This window comes from Photobacterium sp. DNB23_23_1, from assembly GCF_052873815.1.
Genome location: NZ_JBNNXT010000006.1, coordinates 162,344 through 179,217, shown reverse-complemented (window position 1 = coordinate 179,217; position 16,874 = coordinate 162,344). Strand labels below are relative to the sequence as shown.

Annotated in this window: 16 protein-coding genes and 1 riboswitch; of the genes, 10 read left to right on the top strand and 6 right to left on the bottom strand. The window is 45.7% G+C overall.

Translation table 11 applies throughout. From position 1 onward, the window contains the following. From rsxC to rsxA, 3 genes are all read right to left on the bottom strand, one after another. The coding region (rsxC, locus tag ACVA53_RS06335; protein WP_446504723.1) for an electron transport complex subunit RsxC at nt 1-2,054 on the bottom strand (2,054 nt) is incomplete at its 3' end. A 1-nt stretch (nt 2,055) separates the two neighbouring features. Beyond that, nucleotides 2,056-2,637, bottom strand: coding sequence for an electron transport complex subunit RsxB (gene rsxB, locus ACVA53_RS06330; RefSeq protein ID WP_255042040.1), 582 nt, complete (start codon nt 2,635-2,637; stop codon nt 2,056-2,058). Between the two features lies 1 nt (nt 2,638). Next, nucleotides 2,639-3,220, bottom strand: coding sequence for an electron transport complex subunit RsxA (rsxA, locus tag ACVA53_RS06325; RefSeq protein ID WP_039456871.1), 582 nt, complete (start codon nt 3,218-3,220; stop codon nt 2,639-2,641). A gap of 1,048 nt (nt 3,221-4,268) precedes the next feature. Here rsxA and uvrB point away from each other — a divergent pair. From uvrB to ACVA53_RS06310, 3 genes are all read left to right on the top strand, one after another. Then, entirely contained in the window at nt 4,269-6,305 is a 2,037-nt protein-coding gene (gene uvrB, locus ACVA53_RS06320; RefSeq protein ID WP_446504722.1) for an excinuclease ABC subunit UvrB, read from the top strand. A gap of 387 nt (nt 6,306-6,692) precedes the next feature. After that, nucleotides 6,693-8,135 (top strand): quorum-sensing sigma-54 dependent transcriptional regulator LuxO, encoded by a 1,443-nt coding sequence (luxO, locus tag ACVA53_RS06315; RefSeq protein WP_255042044.1) that lies wholly within the window; start codon nt 6,693-6,695, stop codon nt 8,133-8,135. An 18-nt stretch (nt 8,136-8,153) separates the two neighbouring features. Then, nucleotides 8,154-8,513 carry an Hpt domain-containing protein gene (locus ACVA53_RS06310; protein ID WP_255042045.1) on the top strand — a complete coding sequence of 120 codons (360 nt, stop codon included), beginning with the start codon at nt 8,154-8,156 and terminating at the stop codon, nt 8,511-8,513. Here ACVA53_RS06310 and yvcK read toward each other — a convergent pair. The 3 genes from yvcK to ACVA53_RS06295 form a co-directional block, all read right to left on the bottom strand. Continuing rightward, on the bottom strand, nt 8,475-9,365 hold the full coding sequence (yvcK, locus tag ACVA53_RS06305) for a uridine diphosphate-N-acetylglucosamine-binding protein YvcK (RefSeq protein ID WP_373689556.1): 891 nt from the start codon (nt 9,363-9,365) through the stop codon (nt 8,475-8,477). The genes ACVA53_RS06310 and yvcK overlap by 39 nt on opposite strands. 199 nt (nt 9,366-9,564) lie before the next feature. Continuing rightward, nucleotides 9,565-10,140: an LON peptidase substrate-binding domain-containing protein gene (locus ACVA53_RS06300; RefSeq protein WP_255042047.1), complete on the bottom strand. Its 576-nt coding sequence runs from the start codon at nt 10,138-10,140 to the stop codon at nt 9,565-9,567. 153 nt (nt 10,141-10,293) lie between these two features. Next, complete coding sequence (locus ACVA53_RS06295; RefSeq protein WP_255042049.1) at nt 10,294-10,521, bottom strand: hypothetical protein; 228 nt, start codon at nt 10,519-10,521, stop codon at nt 10,294-10,296. 180 nt (nt 10,522-10,701) lie between these two features. Then, nucleotides 10,702-10,844, top strand: a riboswitch (molybdenum cofactor riboswitch). On the opposite strand from ACVA53_RS06295, the gene moaA reads away from it, so the two are divergent. The 7 genes from moaA to ACVA53_RS06260 all read left to right on the top strand — a co-directional run bounded on the left by moaA (nt 10,833) and on the right by ACVA53_RS06260 (nt 16,460). Beyond that, a complete protein-coding gene (gene moaA / locus ACVA53_RS06290) occupies nt 10,833-11,822 on the top strand; it encodes a GTP 3',8-cyclase MoaA (protein WP_255042050.1) in 990 nt (329 codons plus the stop codon). Its footprint overlaps the riboswitch before it by 12 nt. 38 nt (nt 11,823-11,860) lie before the next feature. Beyond that, on the top strand, nt 11,861-12,340 hold the full coding sequence (gene moaC, locus ACVA53_RS06285; protein WP_255042051.1) for a cyclic pyranopterin monophosphate synthase MoaC: 480 nt from the start codon (nt 11,861-11,863) through the stop codon (nt 12,338-12,340). Continuing rightward, nucleotides 12,337-12,582 (top strand): molybdopterin synthase sulfur carrier subunit, encoded by a 246-nt coding sequence (gene moaD, locus ACVA53_RS06280; protein ID WP_255042052.1) that lies wholly within the window; start codon nt 12,337-12,339, stop codon nt 12,580-12,582. The genes moaC and moaD overlap by 4 nt, the downstream gene beginning before the upstream one ends. A 2-nt stretch (nt 12,583-12,584) precedes the next feature. Continuing rightward, nucleotides 12,585-13,034, top strand: a complete 450-nt coding sequence (moaE, locus tag ACVA53_RS06275) for a molybdopterin synthase catalytic subunit MoaE (RefSeq protein ID WP_255042053.1) — start codon at nt 12,585-12,587, stop codon at nt 13,032-13,034. 269 nt (nt 13,035-13,303) lie between these two features. Next, nucleotides 13,304-13,840, top strand: a complete 537-nt coding sequence (locus ACVA53_RS06270) for a hypothetical protein (protein ID WP_255042055.1) — start codon at nt 13,304-13,306, stop codon at nt 13,838-13,840. A 489-nt stretch (nt 13,841-14,329) separates the two neighbouring features. Then, the gene (locus tag ACVA53_RS06265) at nt 14,330-15,391 is read left to right on the top strand and encodes a porin (protein ID WP_446504721.1); all 1,062 of its coding nucleotides are present in this window, start codon (nt 14,330-14,332) and stop codon (nt 15,389-15,391) included. A 910-nt stretch (nt 15,392-16,301) separates the two neighbouring features. Continuing rightward, nucleotides 16,302-16,460: a hypothetical protein gene (locus tag ACVA53_RS06260; RefSeq protein ID WP_274127525.1), complete on the top strand. Its 159-nt coding sequence runs from the start codon at nt 16,302-16,304 to the stop codon at nt 16,458-16,460. Nucleotides 16,461-16,874: the final 414 nt, after the last annotated feature.

Sequence of the window (16,874 nt, the reverse complement as noted above, 5' to 3'; positions counted from 1 at the left end):
GCGACAGCGGCTTTCTTCGGATCGACCTCGGCTTGTGCTGATTCAGCGTTCTCAGGTTTCGCTTCTTCAGCCGATTCGGCTTGCGCCTGTTGGGCAGCCTTACGGGCTTTGGCACGGGCTATTGCGGCGGCGACAGCGGCTTTCTTCGGATCGGCATCAGTGGCTGGAGTATCAGCTTGTTCCGGCTCACTTTCCGTGGCTTGGGCCGCTTTACGGGCTTTGGCGCGGGCAATTGCTGCAGCAACCGCATCTTTCTTGCTGTCGGCAGATTGGTTGGAAGCAGTATCTGACACGTTTTCTGGTGTATTTTCTGATGTTGCTTGTTTAGCCGCCTTGCGTTCGCGGGCTTGGCGTTTACGCTCTTCTCGTAACTTCGCCATGTCACTGTTGTCAGGTACGGCACTGTTAATCTTAGGTGCTACTTTATCTGAATTGGCAGCCTCTGCTTGCTTGGCTTTAGCGCGGGCAATAGCAGCAGCAACGGCAGGCTTTTGAGTTGCATTGTCAGGTGTGGCTGCAGCTTGTTTGGCCTTAACCCGGGCGATAGCGGCTGCAACGGCATCATCACCGCCTTTTGCGGCCATATCTTTGCGTCTGTCTTCAGCTGCTTTCTTGAAGCGGTTTTCGCGGGCGGCTTTATCGCGTTCGAATCGGGCTTGTTTGGCTTCAAAGCGCTGTTTAGCACGTTCGGCATTTGCCGCTTCTTGCTGGTTAGCCCAAATCTCAGCTTTAGCCTTACGGTAGTAGTTAACCAGTGGGATTTCGCTCGGACAAACATAGGCACAGGCACCGCATTCGATACAGTCGAACAGGTTGTACTCTTCACATTTGTCGTAGTCTTTATCTTTGGCATACCATTGCAACTGTTGTGGCAACAGTGATGTCGGACAAGCATCAGCACAGGCGCTACAGCGGATACAGGCCATTTCGTGAGTATGAAGTGGCAGTTCGCGACGTTTAGGTGTCAAGATACAGTTAGTGATCTTGGTGATCGGCACATGGGCATGGGGTAGGGTGAAACCCATCAAAGAGCCACCGATAATTACACGGGGGTATTTTCTATCAGGCTTGTAACCATAGCTGTCGAGCAGGAAGGCGATAGGTGTACCGAGCCGTGCGAATACATTGCCACGCTGTTTGAATGCTTCACCGGTTAGGGTAACGACACGCTCGATCAATGGCTCGCCGTCAATGATAGCACGCTTGACGGCAAAGGCCGTCCCGACGTTTTGCACCACAACACCGACAGCAGATGAACGCGATTGACTCGGTACTTCGCGGCCGGTAAGTATTTTAACCAGTTGCTTGGAGCTACCAGAAGGGTATTTGGTCGGGATCACTCGGATAATAATGTTGTCTTCTGGAGTGACACACTTTTCAAGCGCTTTGATCGCATCCGGTTTGTTATCTTCAATACCGATCAAGGTGAGCTTTGGCTTCACGATATGGCGTAGGATCCGTATCCCTTCGACCACTTCAGCGGCATAGTCCTGCATCAAGCGGTCATCGGCAGTAATGTACGGTTCACACTCGGCTGCATTAATGATCAGAATATCGGCCAGCCCTAAACTACCCTGCAGTTTACGTCCGGTAGGGAAACCTGCACCACCAAGACCAGCTATCCCGCTTAGGCGGATCGCATCGATCAGCTCTGCAGGTTCAAGTGATTCGTAATCGGCAATCTTATGTTGTGATCCCCACAGATCTTCGCCATCGCTCTTGATGACAACACTTAAATCGCTAAGGCCAGAAGGGTGAGCTGTGGTTCTTTGTTCAATCGCCGTCACGGTACCAGATGTCGGGGCATGAATAGGTACACACATACTCATGTCACTTTTGGTCAGTGGCTGGCCTTTTAGTACTTTGTCGCCGACACTGACGAGGATCTCGCCTTTGGTCCCGATGTGCTGCTTGAGCGGTAACACCAGCTCGTCTGGGATGCCAGCTGGTGTAATTGCAGTACGGTTCGATAGTGTTTTATTTTCGGATGGGTGAATACCGCCTGGGAAGTCCCACAGCTGACCCTGCTTAATTTGTTCAATAATAGACAGCATGCTACTTCACCGTACTTTCAGTGTTATCTACTGGAATGTTTATAACTGGGATCTGGTTTAAATCCCACTTCCAGTTTTCTGTCGTTGTTTCTAGCGGCACCATTTCAATACAGTCAGTTGGGCAAGGCGCAACACAAAGGTCACAGCCGGTACATTCATCTTTAATGACGGTATGAAGTGCTTTGGTGCCACCGACAATAGCATCGACCGGGCAAGCCTGAATGCATTTGGTACAGCCAATACACATGTCTTCGTGAATGAAGGCCACTTTCTTGATACTTCTCTCAGCATCATGGGCTGATTCTTGAACTTCAACCCCCATCAAGTCTGCTAGCTTCTCGATGGCTTGCTGGCCACCTGGCGGGCATTTATTAATGGCATCACCGTTGGCGATGGCTTCTGCATAAGGGCGACAGCCTGGATAGCCACACTGGCCGCATTGTGTCTGCGGTAAAATCGCATCAATTTGCTCGACGATAGGATCGGCTTCGACTTTGAACCGGATCGAGGCAAAGCCTAAAACAAGGCCGAAAATAGCTGCCAGGGCTGCAATGGCAATCACAGCAATGATTAATCCACTCATGTTACAGTTTCACCAATCCAGTAAAGCCCATAAAGGCAAGTGACATCAAGCCTGCAGTGATCATGGCAATTGAAGCTCCTTTAAATGGAGCGGGTACATCTGCGGCAGCAATTCGCTCACGCATTGAAGCGAACAGAATCAGTACCAGAGAGAAACCAGCTGCAGCACCAAAACCATACACAACTGATTCAATAAAGTTGTGTCGTTCGTTGATGTTGAGCAGAGCAACACCCAAAACGGCACAGTTTGATGTAATCAGTGGTAGGAAGATGCCAAGGAGGCGGTAAAGGGTTGGACTTGTTTTGTGAACCACCATTTCTGTGAACTGTACGACGACCGCAATCACAAGGATAAAGCTCAGCGTTCTGAGGTATTGGATCCCCAGAGGTACAAGAATATAGGTTTCGACTAAGTAAGCACACACTGAAGCGAGTGTGAGTACAAAAGTCGTGGCCAGGCCCATCCCAATGGCTGTTTCCAGTTTTTTGGAAACCCCCATGAAGGGACAAAGTCCTAAAAATTTAACCAGTACAAAGTTGTTGACCAACACTGTACCTACGAGAAGGAGTAGGTATTCAGTCATACCGCATAATACTATTTGCAAAAGATCTTTATATTATCTTCCTTTGTCGCACCTATAACAACTCCCCAGAAGCAGGGTTTTTCCACTTCGACGACCTTTTCACCATTCATTGCTGCAAAGTTAATGCAAGATTATGTGTTATTAACATTTTGGTGGATGATTTTATAACCTCGCGGCTTGAAGTCGCTGAAGGTGATGCACGTTCATTTTTGGGTGCTTGAATGGTTGGCCAGAATGGGTATGAAATGGCCTTGAGTTCATTGCTGGTTGATTTTTGTGCACTTAATGTTTTGTTCGCAGAAATTTCATGCATTAGTCATTTTGTTGTCTAAAAAGGGCTTGATTTCCACCAGCCCAGTCAGCACAAGGGGTTAGCTTAGTTATCCACGGAAACTGTGGATAAGTGTGTTAATTGATCCTTGGGAACTTGGGGTTGAGTTCATCTTGATGCCGTTGCGGTTAAAATGCGAGCAAGATCGAATATGCAATAAACCACTGTTATAGGGGGAGGGATAGAGGGGAATAATGTGCTGGTATAAAAAGTTAGAGTGATTGCTTTAGTTTAAATGTCGATGCAATTTTGTTGTGAATTGATATAAATCAAATCTTGGATAAGTTGTGGAAAATTTTCACAAATACAGTTTTGAAGACAGAAAAGAAATTCAAACTGACTGAAGGGTTAACAGACGAGGATTGTCGCGTGGGCGGTGATAATACGAGGTTAAACGACTACCGTCAAGAGAAAGCATTGCTTATTTGGACAGATAGAATAACTCAGGTGGTAATGCCCACTGGGGGGAATTAGTGTGTTATGGGGCCAGTTGGCCGCCCTTATCAAACAGTGAGTTTTGATGTACCACTTTACCTTAAGGTCCATAATCAGAGGCGTGGATGATTTCTTTACTTTCAAAGAAGGTTTTAAGACATCGGCGTCAACATTATCGGTATCAATGAGTGGCATAAAGGGTGCAGTTACTAGTTATTGACATGTTCGTTAGCTGCTGCACAATGTTATGTTCACTGATCATATAGCCAGTATGGAATCATGATGGATAAGTCTAGCTCAAAAACCTTTACACTCACCTCCCGCTACTCTCCTTCTGGTGATCAGCCTACGGCTATTAATCAGTTACTTGAAGGATTGGATGCCGGGTTGGCCCATCAGACCCTGTTGGGGGCCACGGGTACAGGTAAAACTTTCACCGTAGCCAATGTTATTGCTGAGACTGGTCGTCCTACAATGATCTTGGCGCCGAACAAGACCTTGGCTGCGCAATTGTATGGTGAGATGAAGGAGTTTTTCCCGGAAAACGCGGTCGAGTATTTTGTTTCTTATTATGATTACTATCAACCTGAAGCATACGTACCAACGACGGATACCTTTATTGAAAAAGATGCGTCGGTGAATGCACATATCGAGCAAATGAGGCTCTCTGCGACGAAGGCGATGATGGAAAGACGCGATGTCATCATCATTGCGTCAGTATCGGCTATCTATGGCCTGGGTGATCCTGACTCCTACCTGAAAATGATGTTGCACGTTCGCCGTGGCGATATGCTCGATCAGCGAGACATATTGCGCCGGCTTGCTGAGTTGCAATATAAGCGCAATGATATGGCGTTTGAACGAGGAACATTTAGGGTGCGAGGGGAGGTGATTGATATCTTCCCTGCGGAATCTGAAAAAGATGCCATTCGCCTTGAGCTGTTTGATGATGAAGTCGAGTGCATTAGTGTTTTCGATCCCCTTACGGGGACGCTGTTAAATCGTGATTTACCGCGCTGTACTATATATCCGAAAACCCATTATGTGACCCCTCGAGAAAAGGTACTTGAAGCCATTGAAGGGATCAAAGTTGAGCTGGAGAGTCGTAAAAAGCAGCTACTAGAAAATAATAAATTGGTTGAAGAGCAACGTATTAGCCAACGAACCCAGTTTGATATTGAAATGATGATGGAGCTGGGTTTTTGCTCAGGGATCGAAAACTATTCCCGTTATCTCAGTGGCCGAGCTGAGGGTGAGCCGCCACCGACCCTATTTGATTACTTGCCATCTGATGGCTTATTGATCATCGACGAATCCCATGTCACGGTTTCGCAAATTGGTGCGATGTACCGTGGAGATCGCTCGCGGAAGGAAAACTTGGTGGAATATGGATTCCGTCTTCCTTCAGCATTGGATAATCGGCCATTGAAATTCGAAGAGTTTGAATCTTTGGCACCCCAGACGTTGTATATTTCAGCGACCCCGGGTAAGTACGAAATCGAAAAGTCCGGAGAAGATATTGCAGAGCAGGTTGTGAGGCCAACAGGCTTGCTGGATCCGGAGATCGAGGTACGTCCGGTAGCAACCCAAGTCGATGATCTTTTGTCAGAGATTAGGATCCGTGAAGCTAAGCAAGAGCGGGTGCTGGTGACAACCTTGACCAAAAGAATGGCGGAAGATCTGACCGAATACCTAAGCGAGCACGGTGTCAGGGTGCGCTATTTGCACTCAGATGTCGATACGGTTGAACGGGTGGAAATTATTCGCGACCTACGGTTGGGCGAATTCGATGTTCTGGTGGGGATCAACTTGTTGCGTGAGGGCTTGGACATGCCGGAAGTGTCGCTGGTAGCGATCCTAGATGCTGATAAGGAAGGCTTCTTGCGATCGGAGCGTTCATTGATCCAGACCATTGGTCGCGCCGCCCGTCACTTAGAGGGCAGGGCTATTTTGTACGCCGACCGGATTACCGGTTCGATGGAGCGGGCGATTGGCGAAACAAATCGTCGCCGTGATAAGCAGAGAGCCCATAACGACAAAAATGGCATTGTCCCTAAGGCACTCGAGACGAAAGTGTCTGACATTATGGAACTGGGGGCGCCAGGTAAGGGTAACAGAGCCAATCGCGCCGCCCAACTTCACAAGGTTGCCGAGAAGAAGGGGACGTATTCCACTATGTCGCCTCAGGAGTTGGAAACGGAAATTCTTAAGCTGGAAAAAGAGATGTACGATGCAGCCCAGAACCTGGAGTTTGAAAAAGCAGCTGAGCTGAGGGATAAAATTCACACCTATAGAGAGCAATTTATTGCCAATAGCTAGCTTTCGAGAGAACAGGGGCAGTAAAAAATAGGCAAAAAAAAGCCAACCGATAATGAGTTCGGTTGGCGTCATTGTTTTAGTGAAATAATTCCACAAACAACGTCAGTTGGCTAGGTTGACTCTCAGGAAGAGTCATATTTATTAAAGCAGTATGCGTGCCAACTTTTTATAGTCCTCTTTGATTGCACTTTTTTAAGGGCTTAACAGCAAAATTAGCCGTATATAGTAATTATTTGTGGATGTAATTCGCATTTTGCAAAGCAATATGCGATTCATAATGCTAAAATCTTTGTGTTAGCTATATTTGAGTAATAACAAAAGAAAAAGTCTCATCGTTTTTTTTCTTTTGTTTACAATTAGTAAAGATTGATAGGACTTGGAGGGGCAATGGAAAGCAGATCACATCAACGCTGTATTCTGATGGTTGAAGATACAGCATCAGTTGCAGCGTTATATAAGTCATATCTCAATCCTTTGGGTGTCTCCGTGACTATCGTTGGTACGGGGACTGAGGCACTAGAGTTCGTCAAAGAGGTCACGCCAGATCTTATCCTACTCGACTTGCGCTTGCCCGATATGGCAGGCATGGAAGTACTTGAGGTCGTTAAACAGGATAATCCGAGTATCCCCGTGGTGATTATGACGGCACACGGCTCGATTGATGTCGCGGTCGAGGCCATGCGCTATGGGGCAAAAGACTTTCTCATCAAGCCTTGTGAGGCTGATCGTCTTAGGGTTACCGTCAATAATGCTTTGAAAGACGAAGATAGAAAAGCAAAAGGCGAAACGACTCAGTCTGACTCAAAACAGTCTGGTGCCCAGTACCAAGGCTTTATTGGTAATAGTTTACCTATGCAGGCGGTTTACCGTGTTATTGAATCGGCAGCATCAAGTAAAGCGACGGTGTTTATTACTGGCGAGAGCGGTACCGGTAAGGAAGTGTGTGCTGAGGCGGTTCATGCCGCCAGTCCGAGAAATAATAAACCCTTTGTTGCACTTAACTGTGCAGCTATTCCGAAAGAGCTGATCGAAAGTGAATTGTTCGGCCACGTGAAGGGAGCCTTTACTGGCGCATCGACCGAGCGGCAGGGGGCGGTTGAGCTTGCTAATAAAGGCACGCTATTTCTCGATGAGCTTTGCGAAATGGATTTGGATTTGCAAAGCAAACTGCTCAGGTTTATCCAAACCGGGACGTATCAAAAGGTCGGCTCTTCCAAAACCAGTACGGTCGATGTCCGATTTGTGTGTGCGACCAACCGTAATCCATGGTTGGAAGTCCAGGAAGGGCGTTTCCGTGAAGACCTCTATTATCGTCTGCATGTCATTCCAGTGACTTTGCCGCCATTGCGTGAGCGAGGTGGTGATGTGTTAGAGATAGCCCATGCCTTATTGGCATTGATGTCTGTTGAAGAGGGTAAAGATTTCACTCGCTTTTCACCGGAAGTGAAAGCCCTGTTCGAGCAATACCATTGGCAAGGTAACGTTCGTGAGCTGCAAAACGTTATTCGAAATATTGTTGTGCTAAATTCTGGTCAAGAAGTCTCATTGGAGATGGTACCTCCACCAATTAACCAAGGTGGCGTTAAAATTGCATCACATCAACCTGTTGTTGCTGGAAATCCGGTGGGAGAGTTTCCTTCACAAGAGTCCAGCGTAACACCAATAACAGATAAGTCGCAGGTTGAGCCACTATGGATTGTTGAAAAGCGCGCAATTCAGGCTGCTATTGATGCTTGTGATGGCAATATTCCACGTGCTGCGGGTTTGTTGGAAGTTAGCCCGTCAACAATTTACCGTAAATTACAGACCTGGCAGGAAGCACAAGGTTAGTTGTAGGGAGAGAAATACATGACAACGACAATTAATGCTGAGACCATCAAGCGTATGGAAGATGAGGTCGGGCAGGAAACTCTGACATTACTCCTCAATGTATTTAGCGATGAATTGGAACAGTACCAGCGTCAGCTTTCAGAGCAACCGTCAATAAAACAGGTACGAGAGATCAGCCATGCGATCAAGAGTAGCGCTGCCAGCTTTGGCGCTGATGATCTCGCTGATATGGCACAGGAATGTGAATCCCGTGTCCGACAAGGACAAGATCAATGGATTCTAGACCACCTGCCTGAATTTAGGCAGATGGTAGAAGGTATGGCGATTGAGTATAAGCGCCTAGCCAGCCATGACAATCCTGTGAATTGCTTGTTTTAATTTTTCCCTGTCATGTCGCCATTGGTGGTTGTTTGATGCAAGTGAGGTAATATGCTGGTTGTATTTTTCATCCAGCTCTTCGCATTGTGTGTCAGCAAGCACGGTATCAATCTGTCGCCCTCCCATGGAGCGCTCACACCAAGTGAGCATCTGCGTTAGACTCATCATCCCTGCAGGACCTTTTTCTTTATCCAAGTTGGTCACGAACACAATTCGTGCTTGACTCTTTTTTAGGGCTTGCTCAATTTCCTTGAGCAGCAGTGGCGGCATAACACTGGTTAGAAAGCTGCCGGGGCCAAGAAAAATAATATCAGCTTGCTGTATGGCGATAACGGCTTCCTTGGTCGCTGGTACTGCCGGTTCGATATAAAGCCGCTGCGGCACATTAGCCAATTCGTCAACACTGGTTTCCCCACAGATGATCTCTCCGTTTGTTGTCATTGCAGACAAATCGGCTGGGTGCTCGGTCATCGGTACGATATGGGTTTTGACCTGGAGCATATCACGGATCAAGTTGATGGCTTCAAGTGGACGAACTGAGAGGTTGTCCAGTGCTTTAAGCATTAGGTTACCCAAGTTATGGCCGTTCAACTCGCCATTGCCACGAAAGCGGTATTCGAAAATCATCGACCCGACAGATGGTTCAGTAATGAGCTGATTGACACAGTTCCGGGTGTCTCCCCAAGCTATACCGCCTTGGCAAGCACGGATCCGACCGGTTGAGCCACCGTTGTCGGTTGTCGTTACAATTCCGGTTACATTCTCGCCAAATTCGGAGAGGGCAGAGAGTATACGGCCAAGGCCGTGGCCGCCACCAATGGCGACAATTTTGGCGTCTGTAATATTTTTCACTGTACTGGGATGTATCATCGGCTGAAAAATGTGAGCTAAATAGATACTTCGAAGTGTATCGCGTTAGTTGTAATGAATACAAACTATGTGCCTATGATGGTATATATGTCACGGAATGTGGGCGTAGAGAGGGTGAAGAAACGCCCTCAAGCATGTTGAGGGCCAATAGGTTAGTAGGCAGTTGAAGCGGTAAAAACGGTTAATGTGGTTGTTTCATTATGCTGATCAGGTAATCATAAGTGTCTGAACAACTAGGCGCACTGAGCAGCATTTGCTTTTCACTGGCTGGAACAGGAAGCAGTTCTAGCCAGCGCTGACACAGCCAGCTCAGATTATTAAACTGCTTGTTGTGGTGAAGGTCACCAAGTTCCGGGTGTTTATTGAACATTTGTTTGAGCTTTTCAGCAAGGATTTGCTGATCTTGACGAACTTCGGTTTCAGGCCAAGGCGGAATGAACTGGCAATCACCACAGAAAAAGCCTTCGTCATTTTCTTCCATATGATCTATCGTGAAATTTTCGTGTCCTGCCACAGTAACGATTAAACAACCGTTATTGGGTGAAATATCAAAGTCTTCAACAGTGACACGGGTACCAATTTGAAAGAAATGGTGGCCATGCTCATCTTGGTCAAACATACAAACACCAAAGCTATTACCTTCATGCATTGCGGCTTTGAATGCTGCCATTTGTGGCCCGGGAGCAATACGAAGAGGGATGCGTCCACCGGGTAAGACGTGGCGTTTTTGGAATAGTAGCGGTATGTAAGTTTTCATAGTCTAATCCGGTTGCTGATTGTCTGATGAAATAGACATTGCAAATGGGATACCAAAATTACATACCGCTTAAAATAGGTTTTCAGCGCGTTTGACTCTATTTATCTTTTTAAAATGCAAAAAAATACCAATAAGGCATTTGCATTTTGCGAATTATTTTTGATTCGCAATTATTTTCATCGCGTTATCGCTTGGTAGTAACTCTAAGTGGCTCTGCTCATCAAAGTACCAGCCTTTGATTAATCCTTTCTCCTGCATGTCAATAAAGCCACTGATCACAAGCTTGGCTTGCTCATGGGCATGGGTCGAATCGAGCCCTTCTTCACGTTGTAAGTAGAGGGCAATATCATCGATTGTCGCTGATTCAATAATATTGGACATAATGTCCTCACTTTATAGTCAGAAAATTTACGGGTATTACCTTTAGTAGTATTGTCGTGAAATCGGCTGAAAGGTAGAATGCAGCACGAAAAAAAACGAGAGTTTGCCTGTATGGCTATTCCTCTGATATTTTTATAACTTATACGCTGTTGTGCGCATTTTGGTTTTATCCTGTGCGGTACAATTGCCATGCTCCGAGCTTTTTTCACTAAGTGCCTCATTGTGGGGGATATGTGACTCAAGCCAGTGACTAGTTGTCACCAGGGTCGATAAAGAAATGAATCGGCCTCCCGTACTTGGAAAGGTGTTCCGTGGCGAAACAATTTGAAGATAATCACCATCGCAAGTTCTATTACTTGCGTTTGTCGGTTACAGACGTCTGTAACTTTAAATGTACCTATTGCCTGCCTGATGGCTATCACCCTCAACAGAAGAGAAGGCCATCCTTCCTGACGCTGGATGAGATTCAGCGTGTGACAGGCGCGTTTGCTGAGTGTGGCACGTCAAAAGTACGCATTACTGGCGGTGAGCCAAGCTTGCGCCGTGACTTTACCGATATCATCCGCACGGTTGCCCAACAACCAGGTATACGTAAAGTCGCTACGACGACCAATGGCTACCGTATGGCCAAACATGTTCATGAGTGGCGTGAAGCCGGTCTGACCCATATCAACGTGAGTGTTGATAGCCTTGATCCTAAAATGTTCTACCAGATCACCGGTGAGAACATGTTTAATCAGGTCATGGAAGGCATTGATGCGGCGTTTGATGCTGGCTTTGAACAAGTCAAGGTCAACACCGTATTGTTAAAAGATCTTAATTCCCAGCAGCTGCCGCAGTTCCTTGATTGGATCAAGACTCGGCCAATCCAGCTGCGCTTCATCGAACTGATGCAAACTGGTGAAATGGACGACTTGTTCAATAATCATCATGTCTCCGGTGTCAGTATTCGCAATTACCTGATTGCCAATGGCTGGGTGCTTAAGCTGAAAAGTAATAATGACGGTCCGGCACAAGTATTCTGTCATCCTGATTACAAGGGTGAAATTGGTCTGATCATGCCTTACGAGAAAGATTTCTGTAAGAGCTGTAATCGCCTGCGTGTTTCTGCATTGGGTAAACTGCACCTGTGCCTGTTTGGTGATCATGGTGTGGAGTTGCGCGATCTGCTTCAGCGTGATGAACAACGTGATGAGCTGATCGCCCGTATCCAAGGTGGTTTGGCAGAAAAAGCGGTCAGTCACTTTCTTGATGATGGCAATACTGGCATGACACCAAACCTTGCTTCTATTGGTGGCTGATCGCCACCTTTTCAAATTTTCTTTTTTGGGACAGACGGATGAACCAATTTACGCATATTAATGCTTCAGGTGAAGCAAACATGGTTGACGTGTCAGCAAAAAGTGATTCGGTCCGAGAAGCGCGTGCCGAAGCATTTGTGCATATGGCACCGGAAACTCTTGAGCTGATCGTCTCTGGCCAGCACCACAAAGGTGATGTATTTGCCACCGCTCGTATTGCCGGTATTCAGGCTGCTAAAAAGACATGGGATTTGATCCCGCTGTGTCATCCACTGCTGCTGTCGAAAGTTGAAGTTCAGCTTGAAGCAATTGAAGCAGAAAACATGGTTCGTATTGAGTCTTGTTGTAAACTGGCGGGTAAAACGGGTGTAGAAATGGAAGCGCTGACCGCAGCCTCTGTTGCGGCATTGACCATTTATGACATGTGTAAGGCTGTCCAAAAAGATATGGTGATAGGGCAAGTACGTCTGCTGGAAAAAACGGGCGGCAAATCTGGACATTTCAAGGTGGAATCATGATTAACGTATTATTTTTCGCACAAGTTAAAGAGCTTGTTGGTGTTGATCGTCTGGAAGTCTCCGCTGAATTTGCTACCGCTGAAGCGTTGCGTCAGCATCTGGTCGCAAAAGGTGACAAGTGGCCGTTAGCGTTGGAGCAGGGCAAGCTGTTGGTAGCGATTAACCAGACAATCAGTTCTCTGAATAGCGAAATTAAAGATGGCGATGAAGTGGCCTTTTTCCCACCAGTGACCGGGGGCTAGTCATGATTTCTGTTCAGTTTGACGATTTCTCCGTAGCTGATGAATATGAGCAATTATCCCAAGGGACAGATGCCGGCGCGGTAGTCACGTTTGTCGGTAAAGTGCGTGATTTCAATCAAGGTGATGCTGTCACCGGTCTATCACTGGAGCATTATCCAGGAATGACTGAAAAGTCCTTGGCTGCCATCGTAGAGCAAGCTGGCGAACGTTGGCCGTTGCTGAAGACGCGCGTGATCCACCGTGTTGGTGATCTAGCATTGGGCGATCAGATAGTGTTTGTTGGCGTGACCAGTGCCCACCGTGGTGCGGCATTCGAAGCCTGCGAGTTTATTATGGATTTCCTCAAAACCCGCGCACCGTTCTGGAAGAAAGAGCAAACACCTGACGATTCTCGTTGGGTAGATGCCCGCGAGACTGATACCAGCGCAGCCGATCGCTGGCAACAAAAATAGTTATGTAATACTGGCACCTGTATCATGCAGGTGCCAATATGCTCAAGCCTCAAGCCTCAAGCCTCAAGCCTCAAGCCTCAAGCCTCAAGCCTCAAGCCTCAAGCCTCAAGCCTCAAGCCCGCATAATCTTTCTTTATTATTCATCTATTTTTTCACCAAGCTCTGTGCTACTTTGAATTTAAGGGTATAAATAACCATTAAAAGTGAATGGTTATGGTGGCCGATTGGAATCGGTCTAAGGCAATATCAAGCAACAGAGGAGTATGCTTATGATCAGGAGCGATCGACTACTCTATGAACTAGAACCCGATGGTTTTGGCGGCCGCCACTGTGAGTCTTGGGAGGAGTGGCTGCCAAAAGCCAGTCAGGCCCTGCCTAATTTTCCTGAAGATGTGCTAAAACAGTGGCTTTTTAGGCATTGGAAAGGGGTACTTTGTAACTGGGGTTGGTTGGATTTTCAGTCAATGCGATTTGAACTTGAGTCTTGGACCAGTGAGCAAATTCAGTCACAAATTCATACGCCTCACCAAGACGTTGTTGATAAATTATCGCGCCGCATGACCAACCCAATATTTCAGCGCAGTTGGTTGGTGCAGCAGATGCAGGAAACCGGTACTTGGCCACAAGCTCCCATTGTGCTTCGCTATGATCGAGATATACCGATGACAAACGGTAAGTCGCTTAAAGCCCCATACAATTTACTGGAAGGGCACCATCGTATGGCGTATTTAAATAAAATTATTGAGCAAGGTGCATATCACCAAGAACAGCACCAAATTTGGATAATTAGCCTTCCGTTGCACTAGCCGCTTAAACTACCTTTCAATTACGTCCACCTTAAAAAGGGAAATGATAGAGATCATTTCCCTTTTCTGTGAGCTAAGTTTCTTATTGTATTTTTTTGCTGTGGCTCGTGGAAAATGTATCACTTGTTGCGGTTTTGTTTCTTGTTGCGTTCAAAAAGTAACCTGTTGGTTGTTTTTCTTATACCGTTTTCGGTTTTTTTGTAACGTTCTTATTCGGTTTAGTTATTGATAATTATGGTAATTTAGACTCCTGGTTGCTGAATAAATCCTGAACGGCTCATGGTGAAAAGTGAATATTAATGAGGTTATTTGGGTTTTTTGTGGTTATTTATGTTTTTGTTTTATGTTTTTTTGTGTGATGCAAAGTGCTGTGATATTTTTTTATGTCAGTTTTTTGCTCTGTTGATGATTTTTTTTGTTGTTGATATGTTTCATTTCGGCTCTGGATGAGCCTAAGCAAAAATATAAAATCATTACAGGTAAGTAATAATGAAAAAAACACTTCTAGCAGTAGCAATCCCAGCAGTACTTTTCGCTCACTCGGCATCCGCCGTGGAAATCCTAAAAACCGATGAAGCTCTTGTCGATTTTTACGGCCAACTTCGTACCCAGCTTGAAAAATCAGAGGATGATGATGTTACTTTGAATGCTGGCTCTTCACGTGCAGGTGTACAGGCACAGTATGCAGTTACAGATTCGGTAGATATTTTCGGTCAGGTTGAGTTCGGTCTTCAAGGGAATGGTGGTGAACTGAACAACCGTTTACATTTCGCCGGTGTAGACACTGATTATGGTAAGATCGCTTTTGGTCGCCAATGGCTAGTTTCGGATGACATCTATGGCGCGGATTATTCATATTTCTTCGGTGGTACTGCTCTACGTTACTCAACCCTTTCAGGCGCTCTCCATGACTCGCTGATCAAATATAACTATGAAGGTGAAAATTTCATTGTTGCAGCTAACTACGGTCTATCGGAAGATGACTCTAATCAAGAGCTAGCTGAGCTTTACGTTGCCTCTAGTTATGGTGGTTTCAACTTCCACGTTGGTGGTGGTGTGAATCGTGATAAAGCATTCAAAGTAGGTACTCAAACTATTGAGATTACACCTGATTACGAAGTTTCTAAGGCTATTCCAGCTGATTTAGAAAATACTTATTTTGAAGGTACAGTTGAATACACATTCGGTGCTGCACTTGTCGGTTTCACCTACTACAACGCTGAGCTGAAGAACAAAGCAAATGGTGACACTATAGATGAAGATGGCTACAGCCTTGCAGGCACTTATAGCTGGGCTGAAAATGCAACTGCATACGCTGGTTTCGAGTATGTAGAACAAGAATCAAAAGCATTGAATGTTGATGGTGACGGCAAGCTGTTCTACATCGGTACCGACTACCACTTCAATAGCTGGTCACGAATCTACTTCGAGTACGGCTATGGTGATGGTACTACTTTGGGCTACAACAACAAAAACAGCGACAATCAGATTGAAGCACAATCTGTTGATAGCGAAAGCTTCTACGCAATCGGTGCCCGCGTCTACTGGTAATCCTCTCAACGTTCATTGTCTTATTTATTTTTTGCCCGGCCATGTGCCGGGCCTTTTTGTCTTTGGGAGATGGAAAGAAGGGGAAGTGCCAAGTCTGTAGAATACCAACCTACATAAATATTTGATCAACGACTTATCCAGATTGGTATCAGGAGGAAAATTACTCAAATTGTTTCAGGTGTTGGGTCGCATTTTCTTTTTGCTGCATTGAATTCCATCATCAAGCGGTTGATATCGGCTTGTTGCTGTTTAAGCTTCTGTTGGCGTGATTATGGTTTTGAACATATGTAGTACCTGAGAGGGTTTCTGTGCGTCAGACTTATAAAGCTGGAATAGCTCCTGCAGGCTGAAACCGAGACGCTTGCCACACCAGATCAAAATCAACCGTTTCCGGTTATACCGCGTTAACGAAAAAAGCCCCTCATTAAGGGGCTTGAAGACTTGTCTATCAAGGTTTAGTTGATACGCTATTCTGCTTTTGGCTTGCGCGATGGTGGCACATAGCCGTGGCGAACGCGGGAAGGACTTGGACGCGAAAAACAACCAGCTGGTCTCATACTTTCTGACTCTCAATGATAACGGAACGGGAACGGAATGTAGGTTAAACCAAAGATTTACCCTACAAAACGATAGTAGCGTTAATCAGTGGTGAGATAAATGTGTCAAAGTTGAAAAGTTCAGGTATGTGACAACTTAATCTATTGAGGTTTTTTTATATACGGTTTGGTTATTATATCGGCGGTGCTGTTGTGGAGAGAGGAAGGAAAAAATGCGGATCCTGTGCCATAGTTATGCTGTGCCAGAAGTACATAACCTAACAGCGGCAGCGTATTTCAAAGGCATAAATTACATTATTTATGGGTCAAAATTGCTGTGGTTAACAGCGGAGGGTTCCATGAAGCACAAAAGAATGTCTAATCGTCGAATCAAGCAAATGATGGAAGATATCAACCACGATGGTTTGTTCGATGAAGCTATAAGCAACGATCGCAATTCCACGGTTGAGGGTAAAGAACAATCAATAAATGAAGTCCCCCCAAATATCAACATGGATAGCGAGAATAAATAGTAAGCGCCGAAAGGCGCTTTTTTTATAGCTAGATGTCATGATTTTGCGTAAATGTTGTTGACTTATTGCGTTGGTGTAAACCCTTTAAGACGTTTCTGCTATATATTTATTCATCCCTACAATTAATTATTCGATTATTACTTTTTTTTGGCGTATTTGGCGGATTTTTCTCTATATATTGGGTTTTGTGACACATCCGGCTGCAACAAAACTGTCAACTAGTTGCTTGTACTGGTTATTCGGCTTCCATTAAGAATTATGTCTGTTTTTGTAATCAAAATGTGGCAAATTACTTCAATGCCTGATAATGTTTTGACCAATTCTTCGGTTTGCTTTGTATTGTTTAGGATTAATGATGCAAATATTGTGAGATGGCACCGACTGGAGAACGCAAGGACGTATTTAACGATGTAT